We start from the raw sequence: 12816 nt of genomic DNA, 5'->3' as shown, positions 1-12816 counted from the left end.
CGGCCCTCGCCTTCCCGTGCGCGCCCTCACGGATCGCCAAAACACCCACAATAAATATTCCATTCGCCTTGCGATCAAGGTCGGCGTGTGATGCAATTCGCATTATTTGACATTTCCCGGCCACCACTGACCGATGATCGACCTGCGTCAACTGTTCGATACGCTGTTCTCCCAGCACGCCCGCTTGCTGGAGCTGAGCACCCCGCTCCCGGAAGCCGCCCTCCTTGTCGAGCGCTTCACGGGACATGAGGCAATCTCCCAACCGTTCCGTTTCGACATCGACTGCGTTTCGACCAACGCGCACATTGCGCTCGACAAGGTCATCGGCGAAGAAGTGTCGTTGCGGATCCTGCTTGCAGAAGGGACGAAGCGGACCTGGCATGGCTACGTAACCCAAGCCACGCAACTGGGCGCCGACGGGGGCCTCGCGCGATACCGCCTGACCGTCGAGCCATGGCTCGCCTTTCTCAAGCTGAGGCGTGACTGTCGCCTGTTCCAGGACATCGATGCGGTCGCGCTCGTCGACGCGCTCATTGCACAGCATCCGAGCGCTGACTGGCGCAGCGAAGTCACCCAGCCCCTGCGCCGCCACAGCCGGCTCACGCAGTACCGCGAGACCGACTTCGAGTTCCTCGTGCGCGTGTTGGCCAACGAGGGACTGCCCTTCTATTTCGAACACGATCAGGCGGCGGTGGCCGGCGACGGTTCGGGCCGAGCCCGCCATCGGCTCGTGCTGGTCGACCGGGATGCATCGCTGCCGACCTGCCCGCAAGCTCTCATCCGCTTTCATCGCAACGACGCCACCGAAGCCACTGATACGATCCAGACGCTGAACGAAATCCGCCGCGCCGCTCCCAATACCGCAGGCTTCAGTGGTTGGGATTACAAGCGACTGACTGCCACGGGCGCGAAGGCTGCCAGCCAACAGGACAACGGAGAGCTGCCACCACTCGAAATCTACGACGGCTCGGCCCCCTATCGCTTCGAAGATACCGCCGCCGCCATCACGCGGACCGATCTCGCCCTCTCCGCCCATGAGTCCCGCTACCGGCAATTCGAAGGAACAAGCCGCGTGCGCGTCCTCGCTCCAGCACACACTTTCGAGCTCGTCCAGCACGACCTGTATTTGATCTCTCCCGGGCGCTTCACGGTGCTCGAGATCATCCATCGCGGAGCTAACAACCTCGGCGCGCAGGCGGCGGCATTGCTGGAAACACCAGACATTGAAGCGGGCAGCTACGCAAACGGCTTCGTCGCACAGCCCGCGGACGTCCCGGTAATCCCGCTTCCGAACCGCAAATCGTCCGTTGCGCCTCAAACCGCACTCGTCGTCGGCCTCCCGGACGCTCCTCTCAGCACCGATCGCGACCACCGCGTCAAGATCCAGTTTGCGTGGCAGCGCGGCGCCGCTCCCAACCCGGGCGGACTCGCCGCCCCCTCAACCCCCGATGGAATAGCGAGCGACGGCAACGCCCCCGGAGACGCCACGTCAGGAACCTGGGTGCGCGTCGCCGAATGGCTGGCCGGCCCGAATTGGGGCTCGCACTTCCTGCCGCGCATCGGGACCGAGGTCCTCGTCGAGTTCGTCGACGGTGACATCGACCGCCCCATCGTCGTCGGCCAGTTATACAACGGCGAACAACTCCCCCCCTTCAGCGCCGGGGTCGATGGCAACGTCAACCACGCAGGCATGCTTTCGGGGTGCATGAGCCACAACCATGTATCCGGCTACAACCAGTGGGTCATCGACGACACACCCGAACAACTTCGCATGCGTCTCGCCACGAGTCATTCGACAAGCCAGCTGAACCTCGGTCACCTCATCCACCAGACCCCGTTCACGGCGACACGTGGCGCCGCCCGCGGCAGTGGATTCGAGCTCCGCACCGATGGGTGGCTCGCACTACGAGCCGGCGAGGGACTCCTCATATCCACGACCGCGCGTCCGAAAACGGACAGCACACAGACGGATGCCAACGAGGCACTGACAAACTTGCGCGCCGCGTCCCGCACTGCGCAATCCCTGTCCGACGCGGCAAGCCAACATACTGCGGCAGCGCTGGCGGCCACCGCGCAGCTCACGGAATTCGCTGACTCGATCGACCCCGCCGACGCGGGGCGATACCAGAACACTGCCGCCGGTCAATCAACCTTCAAACCGCGCCCGGACGGTCGCGACAGCAGCAATCCGGTCGAACGCTTCTCCGAACCCATCATCCTCGCCGAATCTCCGACGGACATCGGTCTGAACACACCCGCGACCACCCTCGCCTTTGCGGGCGAGCATCTCCACGCCACCACCGCGCGCGACCTGCACATCGCAGCCGCCCACACCTTCGCCGCCACGATCGGCGAAGACGCAAGCTGGTTCAGTCATTCAGGCGGCATCAAGACCATCGCAGCCGCCGGTTCGCACTCGATCCAGGCCCACACCGACGCAATGGAAATCCTCGCCGACCAGTCGGTGACGGTCACCAGTTCGAACGACGAAATACGCATTTCCGCCAAAGACCGCATCGTGCTCGCCGCCGGCCAGTCCAGCGTGATGCTCGAAGGCTCCGATATCACCTTCGCGTGCCCGGGGACGTTTTCAGTGAAGGGGGCGGGAAATGCGTTTGTCGGGCCGGCGGCAAGCCAATTGAAGCTGAGACCACTGCCAGACACGCGAACAAAGATCTACACGGAGCAATTCAAGGCCGTCGACAGCGTAACCGGGCACCCGATACCAGAGCTGCCTTACCGCATCGAATTCTCCGACGGCACCGTCGCCCGAGGAATGACGGACAAGATGGGACTGACGCAACGAGTTGCCACCGCTGATCCCCAAAATCTTCGCCTTTACTGGGAAAGCGTAACAAGCGAACCGTTTGACGCTTCCGGCGATTCCGAAATCGAGTGCTGCTAAAAATGACATCGACAAACAGCTTCGCAAACGGTCAAACGCAGATCAATCCGCCCATTAACGTGCTACAGGTAACGCCGAAGCGCAAGGTGACCTATGTATTCGACACGAGCGCTTCGTCCAGGCAGCTGAAGATCCCATATGCCCTGGCGGTGGACGGGAAAGTTCTGGCGGTATACCGCAACAAACCGGCGAAGGTATCCGGCGCAAACGGGAAGATCGAAGTCGTTGTCGATGCTGGTTCGACTGTCTCGCTATTTCTCAATAGCGACGCGCACCCCTCCTATCGCACCAGGCCCGTCTACGCAGTCACACCGACCCAGCGAGATATTGTCGTTAAGATCAAGGAAAAGAAAGGAAGGCACCACGATAGCGATCGGCCTATCCCGGCCACCCCATCCGCACAACAAGCAGGAACCGAAGAATATGCGGCGCCTCTGACAGGCGACATCTGGATGAAGGTCTCACACCGCTATACGGCGGCGGAGGTGCCAAGCCTATTACCAGATACGACGCCACCGGAGATCCGTAAGGCGGTCGTAAGCATCTATTGTCCGCTAGCGCATCCATCATTGATCCTCGATCTTCCCGCCACACCGGGAAAGAGCGCCGCCCACATCAAAATCACTTTCTCCGACTCGGAGAACCCACGCGACAACATCACCGATTACGAGCTCTTGCGCGACGGGCTGACGCGCGTACACCCTGCAGGCTACGCGGCGCTCTTGCAGGCGGCAGTGGAAAATCGCATTGGCTCCCTCAATGTCACTTCGTGCTGGCGCCCCCTGCTCGGTAGCATTGCTCACAGGGCGGGGCTGGGACTGGATGTCAATTACGTGGACAACATCCGACTGAATCGCGAGGAACTACGCAATCCTAACGCTATACACACGGCGAATGTCAGCAACGAGGAAAAGAGGCTATTCGATCAGTTTGAAGCCTTAGAAAAGAAAACAACGGCACTGCCGCACGAGGGAGCGTCGGATGCTGAAATCCGAGATGCTGCTCGTAGAAGCTCGACGGCCAGAAGGGCGTGGAGCGACGAACGTGAGCGCAACGAACCAGGATCCGTGAAAGCTTTTCGGGACTCTCTCCTGAAAGATCAGTATGTCGGACAGCTCTTCGACCCCTGGTACATGGATCTAAATACTCATGATAATCGACCGGCGGAGCCAAACGTGCAGCGACCGGCCGCGAAAGGGCAAGGGAAGTCCAACGAACAACTGCACGCCAATCATCTGCACATTACTGTGCACGAACCGAAAATACTATGAATTCGCGATACTGCATGATCATCGTCTGCCTTGGCCTGTGCGCAAGCACCTCCGCACAAGTGCCTGCGCTCGCGCCGAAAGCCTTAGAGGCAAATCCGTGGGCTGCGCACTGGATAAAGCGGCCTTGGGAGGTACGTTACTGGGTTGAGTTCGTTGCGGGCGAGTGGTCTGACATCAAACAAGGCGCCATCAGACGTAACTCAGAAAAAGCCGGTGACCGACTTCCATCATCGGACTACTTGGAGATATTTGATCCAACGTACATCTTTCACCCCTTCGGTGAAAGGGAGAGCCACAGCCTGATTCCTTTGGAATTCAATGACGGAGGAGTCGTGATTTCGTCCACCACTAGTCGCCGCCCGCTCAAAGGACAACTGGCGGCCATCGGACGATTGACCTTGCTTGTTCTCTCTGAGGGTGACTCGAAAGAAGACAGGCAATATGACATCGCCGACTGGTTCCACGGTTTCGGCGATTCCAGCGTCGATTGGGCGCCGACATTCTGCAGTGCAAACGAAATGCCCTCACCGTGGTCATCAACCGATGAATTCTACAAGTACGGACCGAAGTTCAAGCCGACAGACCCAGTCAAGCCGATTTTCGGGTGCCGCGAATGGGGCTATCAGTTATACGACGACGCTCGCCCCTATATCGATGTCACGAGCTACGCGCCGAAGACCAAGAGCCACCCACACGGCACCTACATCAGGCCCTTCATCGGCTGGGCGCGCTTCGGCGACCACAAGCCGGTCATCGGCAAGGACGCCGATACCTGGTATTGCCTGTACGACTGCCCAGCCGGGGACCTGCCGGGGGCGATTCCGAATATCGCAGATTGGGTCAAGCGCTCAGGCTGGCCCGTCCCGATGCCGCCGACAAGGGCGCCTACGTTCCCTGATGCGCCTGGTAAACAGGGACGCTATGTAACGCAGGTGTCAGCTCCGACACCAAGACCGAAATAAGGCTCCTCAACTCGCGCCCTCGTCAATCGGATTGACCCGCCCATGCGACACAAACTTGCCCTCGTAGCTCTTGCATTTTCCGCCACAAATCCCGCAGACGCAGGCACAAGCCACTGCGCAGGCGACGAAGACGTGGTTTTCTCTTGCCGAATTGCGAAGTCGTCGAAAGTGGCCTCGATTTGCGCGTCAAGAGACCTGCAGAGGGACCGAAAGAATGGCTACCTCGTATACCGCTTCGGTGCACCAGGACGGATTGAGTTCGAATACCCGTTAACCCGAAAAAAATCGCCGCAGAAATTTTCCTACTACCACTATTTCAGACCGGGTACAGACCGGTTTGCGCTGTCTTTCTCCAACGGCCGCTACCAGTATTCCGTCTACTCATCTTATGAAGAAACGGAGACACCGACGGACTCCGTTGGGATCCGCGTTTCTGGCGGAGGAAGGAGCACGTCGGCAGACTTCGCGTGCGCAAGTGAAGCCCTCCAACACTGGTACCGAATAAACGGTGCCGTGCCGTGCGACGAGGACGACATGAACACGTGCGAGAATAAAAAAGACCTGTGAGCCGGTGACAGGCGGGCTCTCCCCCTTTCGTGGAAGCTACACCGACTGAGGGCGATTTCCCATCGATCCTGCTCAGAACGAGAACGCATTCAGCGTTTAGCTAACTGCCGCCGGCGGTCGAACTACCGCGCCACCCTCCTCCTTATCGACAGGTGTCACGGTAACCCCCACCTCCAGCGTGTGCTCCCCCCCGCCCTGAATCACACCCCGAATCGGCGAGACGTCGACGAAGTCCCGTCCCCAGCCGATGACGAGGTGGCGTTCGTCGGCGAGGCAGTTGTTGGTGGGGTCGAATTCGACCCAGCCGTGGTTCGGGACGAAGACCGCGGCCCAGGCGTGGGAGGCGTCGGCGCCGACCATGCGGGGTTCGCCGGGCGGCGGATCGGTCCGCAGGTAGCCGGACACGTAACGCGCGGCGAGCCCCAGCGAACGCAGACAGCCGACCATCAGGTGAGCGAAGTCCTGGCAGACGCCGCGTTTGCGTTCGAGGACCTCGAGCACGCTCGTGTCGACATCGGTGGCCTCGGGGTCGTAGTGGAATTCGGTGTGGATCCGGGTCATCAGGTCCAGCACCGCGTCGACCAGGGGCCGTTCCGCTGTGAAGGAGGGAGCGGCATATTCCTCCAGTTCTCGCTTGACGCGAACGCCGGGCGATTCGAAGCGCATCCGCTCGGCTTCGATGAGGTCGTCCGAAAGGGAACGCGCGTGATAACAGAGGCGCTCGCGGACGGCTTCCCAGCTGTCGGTGTCGTCGAGCTTTCCATGCCAGGGCCGGGGTGCGACGTCGAGCGACATTTCGCTTTCGACGTGCAGATGATCATGGGGCACTGCTAGTTCGATGCAGGTGACGGGATTGCCGAAGGCGTCACTCAGCTCGAGGCGCGACGTCGGCCGAGGGTCGATCTGCAACGAGTGCGATTCCAGCCGCTGCCACGAGCACTCTCGCGGCGTCAGGTGCAGCAGATGCCGGGCCAGCTGGACCGGCATTGTGTAATCGTAGGTGGTGGCGTGGAGGACGTGATACCGCATGGTCAGGTCGACAGCACGCGCGACGTGGGCGCGACGTGGGCGAAGAAGCGTTCGGCGATGCGGTTCGACAATGCGCCGGCCGCGGCATACAGCAGTCGCAGTTGCGCCGCGAGCTCGGTGCAGCCGCCGCAATTGGCGCAGGCCTGCTCGCTTGGATGACAGTCCTTGCGGCCCAGTTCGAGGTCCTCCAGCGGAAAGGCTCGCAGTGTGTTGGAGATGTCCCGGAAATCGGACAGGCCGTAATCGGCGTCCGAGACGCGCAGGAACTCCCCCAACAGGGACTCGAGGTAGCGCAGGAGCATGTCGACCTGGAAGATCACCGAATGCGGATTGTCGGCGTCGAAGACGACGAGGTCGAGCGTGGGGAGGATGTCGGGCGTGCGGAGGTAGCGCTGGCGGTAGGTCTCGGCGCAGTCAGCAAGCTGCAACAGGGCCTCGATGCCCGAGGGTTGGCCGCTGCAGCCGTCGAGGAAATGTGCAACGGTCTGGCAGCGGCTTTGCAGGCGCTCGATGCGGCGCCCGAGTACGAGGAAGCGCCAGCCCGCATCGCGCATCATGTCGTCCATCGCGAAGCCGGACAGCGACACGCAGGCGAGCAGCAGGCGGTCGAGCGTCGAAGGCAGGCTCGCCATCGACACGTCGGCGAGCGGATCGGTGCCGTTGGCGTCGGCCTGGCGGCGTCGCAGGATGTCGTGCATGCGGTTCAGCGAGTGCCAGTGGTCGAGCGACAGGCGGTCGCGAACCTGCGTCGCGGCCCATAGCGTGCGACGCAAGGTGCTCGCGAGGCTGCCCGGATTGCGCTCGTCGTGCACGCCCTCGATGAGTCGGCGCAGGACCGAGCGTCCTTTCGCCGGGGGCAGCAGCCAGAAGAGTTCGCAATAGCGGATCGCGGCAGCGAGTTGACCCGGCTCGTCGGTGCCGAGAAGCGACGGTTCCGCAGCCAGGCCCTTTTGCTTCAAGGACGATTCGCCCTCCAGATTGAGCCGTTCGCAGGCGAAGCGCAGCAGCCGGGCGCTGTTTTCGACGCGCTCGGCGTAGCGGCCGAGCCAGAAGAGATTCTCGACGGCGCGGCTGGCGATCTGCGGACCGGCGCGCACGATGTCGCGCGCGCCGAGCACTCCCTTGAGGAGCGAGAACTGGCTGACGGGTTTGTCGGAAAGTACCCAGGTATCCTTGGACGAGCCGCCGCGCTGCATCGACAGGATATCGACCTTGCCGCTGCCGGCGACCCGGGTCAGGCCGCCAGGCATCACGCGCCAGCCTTCGGGCGTCGCGACGGCATAAACGCGCACGCCGATCGCACGCGCCAGCAGGCGGCGATCCAGCGACGGGGAGGCCCCGGACAGTACGGGCGCCTGCGACAGTTGGACGATCTCCTGGCCGACGTAGGCATGCGGCCGCTGCCGCAGGCGTTCGGCCCAGTGATCGCGTTCGGCTGCCGAGAGGTCGCGGCCGAACACCGGCTCCATGCGTTGCGAAGGATAGGCCGGCTTGATGACAAGGGATTCGAGGTGTTCGATGACGTAATCGAGGGCCGGTGATTCGCCGCACCACCAGGTCGCGACGGCCGGCATCGCAAGCGGTTCGCCCAGCAGGTGCTCGGCGAGCTTCGGCAGAAAAGCGAGCAGGCCCGCGGATTCGAGCACGCCGCTGCCCAGCGCGTTCGCGAGCAACACGCGCCCGCTACGAGCAGCCTGGACCAGGCCGGGAACGCCGAGCGAGGATTCGCCGCGCAATTCGAGCGGATCGGCGTAATCGTCGTCGAGGCGCCGGAGGATGACGTGCACGCGGCGCAAACCCGCGAGCGTCTTCACGTAGACGGTGTTGCCCCGCACGGTGAGATCCTGCCCCTCGACGAGCGGGAAGCCGAGATAGCGCGCGAGGTAGGATTGCTCGAAGTAGGTCTCGTTGTAGGGGCCCGGGCTGAGAAGGACGATAAACGGGGTTTCGCCGGCATCGACCGGCGCCCAGCGGGCAAGGCTGTCCTGCATGTGGCGGAAGAAATCCGCGAGGTGGAGGACACGCTGGTCGCGAAACTGGTCCGGAAAAAGGCGCGACACGATCAGGCGGTTTTCCAGCGCGTAGCCCGCGCCCGACGGTCCCTGCGTGCGGTCGGCGATCACCCACCAGCGGCCGTCCGGCGAGCGGGCGAGATCGGCGGCGTAGACGTGCAGGAAATGGCCGGACGGCGGGAACGTTCCCAGGCAGGGCCACAGGAAGCCGTTGTGACCATACACCAGCGCTGCAGGAAGCGCCCCGGTGCGGATGAGGTTCTGCGGACCATAGAGATCCGCCAGCACGCGGTCGAGGAGGTGTGCACGTTGCGCGACGGCCGCCTCGACTTGCGCCCATTCCTCGATCGGCAGGATGAACGGCAGCGGGTCCACCGTCCACGGCCGGTCGGTCCCTTGCGGATCGGCGTAGACGTTGTAGGTCGTACCGTTCTCGCGGATGCGCTCGGCGATGAATTGCTGGCGCGCACGCATCTGCTCCGGGGTCGACGCACCGAGGGCATCGAGCAGCGGCTGCCAGTGTGGCCGCAGCTTGTCGCCCGCCGACAGGAGTTCGTCGTACCGGACCGTCGGACGGGCATAGAGCGAGAGCAAGGATTGCGGCATCAGGTCTCGTGCGCCAACCTATCGTGATGCTCGCAAGTCTAGCGTGAATGGGAAGGTCGCGTTGCGCTCCGCCGCTTCGATCCGTGACAGACCTCCGCCGGGCGTGTGACCGAAGCGGAAGAAGCGTGCGAGACGACGCGACTCGGCCTCGAAGGCATTGACCGGGAAGGTGTCGTAGTTGCGCCCGCCAGGGTGGGCGACGTGGTATTGCGCACCGCCCATCGAGCGCTTCATCCAGGTGTCGACGAGGTCGAAGGTGAGCGGCGCATCGACGCCGATTGTCGGATGCAGGCAGGAGGCGGGCTGCCAGGCGCGGTAGCGGACGCCGGCCACGGCTTCGCCGACCGTACCGGTGCGCTGCAGCGGCAGCGCCTGGCCATTCACGGCGAGCACATAGCGGTCTGGCGGCATGCCGTTCACCTTGACCTGCAGGCGCTCCACCGACGAATCGACGAAGCGCACCGTTCCGCCCGGCGCGCCCTCCTCGCCCATCACGTGCCAGGGTTCGAGCGCGTGGCGCAGTTCGACGTCGATGCCGCGCACGGCGAAGTCGCCGATCTTCGGGAAGCGGAATTCGAAATGCGGGGCGAACCAATCGGCCTGGACCGGCAGGCCGAAATCGTTCATCTCAGCGATCACGTCCTCGAAGTCCTGCCGGACGAAGTGCGGCAGCATGAAGCGGTCGTGCAGTTCGGTGCCCCAGCGTACGAGGCGTTCGGGCTGGTAGGGCTGTTGCCAGAAGCGCGCGACGAGGCCACGTAGCAGCAACTGCTGCGTGAGCGACATCCGGGCGTGCGGCGGCATCTCGAAGGCGCGCAGCTCGAGCAGCCCATGGCGGCCGGTCGGACCGTCGGGCGAATAGAGCTTGTCGATGCAGAATTCGGCGCGATGGGTGTTGCCGGTGACGTCGATCAGCAGGTTACGCATCAGCCGATCGACGAGCCAGGGCGGGCAATTACCGTCGCTGCCGATCCGACGCTCCATCTCGCGGAAGGCGATCTCGATCTCGTAGATCGAATCGTTGCGCGCCTCGTCGATGCGCGGCGCCTGCGAGGTCGGACCGATGAAGAGCCCGGAAAAAAGGTAGGACAGCGAAGGATGGTTGTGCCAGTAGCTGACGAGGCTGCGCAGCAAATCGGGACGGCGCAAGAAGGGCGAGTCGTTCGTGGTCGCGCCGCCGAGGACGAAGTGGTTTCCGCCGCCGGTGCCGGTGTGGCGACCGTCGAGCATGAATTTCTCGGTCGATAGACGCGATTGCCGAGCCGCTTCGTAGAGGTGCGTGGTGCGGTCGACGAGTTCGTCCCAGTTGTTCGCGGGGTGGATATTCACCTCGATCACGCCCGGATCCGGAGTGATGCGGAAATGGGCGAGACGCGGATCGGACGGCGGCTCGTAGCCTTCCATGATGATGGGCTGGCCGAGCGCCTCGGCGGTGGCTTCGACGGCCGCGACGATCGCGAGGTAGTCGTCGAGCGACTCGGTCGGCGGCATGAAGACATAGAGGTTGCCGTCGCGCGGCTGCGCGCACATCGCCGTGCGCGTGATCCAGGCGGCCGACTCCTTTGCGCCGGGGATGCGATCCGCTGCTGCGCCATCGGGGCCCGCTCGCCCTGCCCCGCTCCGCAATGGGCCCTGCGTCGCCTGGGGCGGCCGCGCGGACCGGCTCTGCTGGCGCAGCGCGGCGTAGCTTGCGAGCGGAGCCACCGGCTGCGTGGGGTCGGGCGTATGAATGTACGGATAGTCCGCCTTGCTGGCCCACGGCTGGGCGTCGAGCGGCAGGCGATAGCCGATCGGCGAATCGCCCGGGATCAGGTAGCAGCGGTCATCGCGCAGGAACCACGGCCCCGTCGTCCATGCGCCCCAGGGACTGCGTCCGATCGGCAGCACCGATCCGACGGCGTTCGGCAGACCATGCTCGAAGACGCGGCGCAGGCGTTCGCGTTCGAGCGGGTCGTCGAGACGCGAATCGAAGGGATCGACATTGACCGGCAGGCGACGCTCGCGCCACAGGTAGTAGAAGGTGTCCTCGAAGGCGTCGAAGATGTATTTCGGGTCGACGGCGAGCCGTTCGGCGACGCCGCGCAGGAAGCGGTTCGCGATGGCGGCGTCCGCGCCTGACGATTTGCCCTCGTCCGCATAGAGTTCGGGATTGCTCCAGATCGGCTCGCCGTCGCGCCGCCAGTAGGCGTTGAGCGACCAGCGCGGCAACTGCTCGCCGGGATACCACTTGCCCTGGCCGAAGTGCATCAGTCCCTGCGCGCCGTATTTTTCGCGCAGGCGATGGTAGAGATCGGCTGCGAGCAAGCGCTTGGTCGGCCCGAGCGCGGCCGTGTTCCACTCCTCGCCGTCCGGGTCGTCGACGGACACGAAAGTCGGCTCGCCCCCCATCGTCAGGCGCACGTCGGCGGCTTCGAGTTGACGGTCGATCGCGTGGCCAAGGGCCTCGATGCGCGCCCAGACTTCCTCGCCATAGGGCTTGGTGACGCGCGGCGCTTCCCAGATGCGCTCGACCTTCATCGTGTGGGCGAATTCACATTCGCAGTCGTCGATCATTCCGCTGATCGGTGCCGCGGACGACGGTTCAGGACTGCAGGCGAGCGGAATATGGCCCTCGCCGGCAAAGAGGCCCGAAGTCGGATCCAGGCCCACCCAGCCGGCACCGGGCAGATAGACCTCGCACCACGCGTGCAGATCGGTGAAGTCGGCTTCCGGCCCCGAGGGCCCGTCGAGCGATTTGACGTCGGCCGTGAGCTGGATCAGGTAGCCGGACACGAAACGCGCCGCGAGCCCGAGGTAGCGCAGCAGTTGCACCAGCAGCCAGGCCGAGTCGCGGCACGAGCCGCTGCCATTGGCAAGCGTCTCCTCCGGGGTCTGCACGCCGGGTTCGAGGCGGATCAGGTAGTCGATGTCCTTTTGCAGCTGCGCGTTGAGTGCGACGAGGAAAGGCACGATGCGCTGCTTCTCGCGCGAAATCGTGCCGAGATAGGCCGCGAAGCGCTCGCCGAGCGCCTCGCCGACCGGCTGCTTATGCAGGTAGGGCGCGAGTTCGACGCGCAGTTCGTCGCTGTATGAAAACGGATAGTGCTCGGCCTCGGGCTCCAGAAAGAAATCGAAGGGGTTGTGCACCGCCATTTCGGCGACGAGATCGACCTCGACGCGGAACTCGCGCGTCTTGTCTGGAAACACCAGGCGCGCGAGATAGTTGCCCTGGGGATCCTGTTGCCAGTTGATGAAATGCTTCTCCGGCAACACTTTCAACGAGTAGGACAGGATGCGCGTGCGGCTGTGCGGGCACGGGCGCAGACGCACGACCTGCGGCCCGACGTTGATCGGACGGTCGTAGCGGTAATGGGTGACGTGGTTCAGGGCAACGTGGATCGACACGACTGTTTCTCCGTTATTCGCATTTGTTGGGGATCGGCGGTCGCAAACGGCCGCAGCGCGCGCTGCCGCGCGCTCGTACG

General features: G+C 63.6%; 6 protein-coding genes. 3 read left to right on the top strand and 3 right to left on the bottom strand.

Annotation, left to right across the window (positions count from 1 at the left end; all coding sequences use genetic code 11):
• Positions 1-133: 133 nt before the first annotated feature.
• From AZKH_RS06185 to AZKH_RS06175, 3 genes are read left to right on the top strand one after another with little or no spacing between them, the layout of a single operon-like run.
• On the top strand, positions 134-2905 hold the full coding sequence (locus AZKH_RS06185; RefSeq protein ID WP_015434891.1) for a type VI secretion system Vgr family protein: 2772 nt from the start codon (positions 134-136) through the stop codon (positions 2903-2905).
• Between the two features lie 2 nt (positions 2906-2907).
• Positions 2908-4176 carry a hypothetical protein gene (locus AZKH_RS06180; RefSeq protein WP_015434890.1) on the top strand — a complete coding sequence of 423 codons (1269 nt, stop codon included), beginning with the start codon at positions 2908-2910 and terminating at the stop codon, positions 4174-4176.
• Positions 4177-4190: 14 nt separating this feature from the next.
• Entirely contained in the window at positions 4191-5138 is a 948-nt protein-coding gene (locus tag AZKH_RS06175; RefSeq protein ID WP_156822046.1) for a hypothetical protein, read from the top strand.
• A gap of 663 nt (positions 5139-5801) precedes the next feature.
• Here the strand turns inward: AZKH_RS06175 and AZKH_RS06170 are convergent.
• From AZKH_RS06170 to AZKH_RS06160, 3 genes are read right to left on the bottom strand one after another with little or no spacing between them, the layout of a single operon-like run.
• Positions 5802-6734 (bottom strand): transglutaminase family protein, encoded by a 933-nt coding sequence (locus AZKH_RS06170; RefSeq protein WP_015434887.1) that lies wholly within the window; start codon positions 6732-6734, stop codon positions 5802-5804.
• Between the two features lie 2 nt (positions 6735-6736).
• Positions 6737-9352: a circularly permuted type 2 ATP-grasp protein gene (locus AZKH_RS06165; protein WP_015434886.1), complete on the bottom strand. Its 2616-nt coding sequence runs from the start codon at positions 9350-9352 to the stop codon at positions 6737-6739.
• 18 nt (positions 9353-9370) lie between these two features.
• A complete protein-coding gene (locus tag AZKH_RS06160) occupies positions 9371-12736 on the bottom strand; it encodes a DUF2126 domain-containing protein (protein WP_015434885.1) in 3366 nt (1121 codons plus the stop codon).
• Positions 12737-12816: the final 80 nt, after the last annotated feature.

Source organism: Azoarcus sp. KH32C (assembly GCF_000349945.1).
Lineage (GTDB): Bacteria > Pseudomonadota > Gammaproteobacteria > Burkholderiales > Rhodocyclaceae > Aromatoleum.
Note: the sequence above shows the minus strand (reverse complement) of the source record. Positions and strands in the feature narration are given on the sequence as shown.

Bases quoted from the DNA above. Each gene is read 5' to 3' on its own strand.
- AZKH_RS06170 (WP_015434887.1), bottom strand. From the start codon at position 6,734: ATGCGGTATCACGTCCTCCACGCCACCACCTACGATTACACAATGCCG.
- AZKH_RS06180 (WP_015434890.1), top strand. From the start codon at position 2,908: ATGACATCGACAAACAGCTTCGCAAACGGTCAAACGCAGATCAATCCG.
- AZKH_RS06185 (WP_015434891.1), top strand. From the start codon at position 134: ATGATCGACCTGCGTCAACTGTTCGATACGCTGTTCTCCCAGCACGCC.
- AZKH_RS06175 (WP_156822046.1), top strand. From the start codon at position 4,191: ATGATCATCGTCTGCCTTGGCCTGTGCGCAAGCACCTCCGCACAAGTG.
- AZKH_RS06165 (WP_015434886.1), bottom strand. From the start codon at position 9,352: ATGCCGCAATCCTTGCTCTCGCTCTATGCCCGTCCGACGGTCCGGTAC.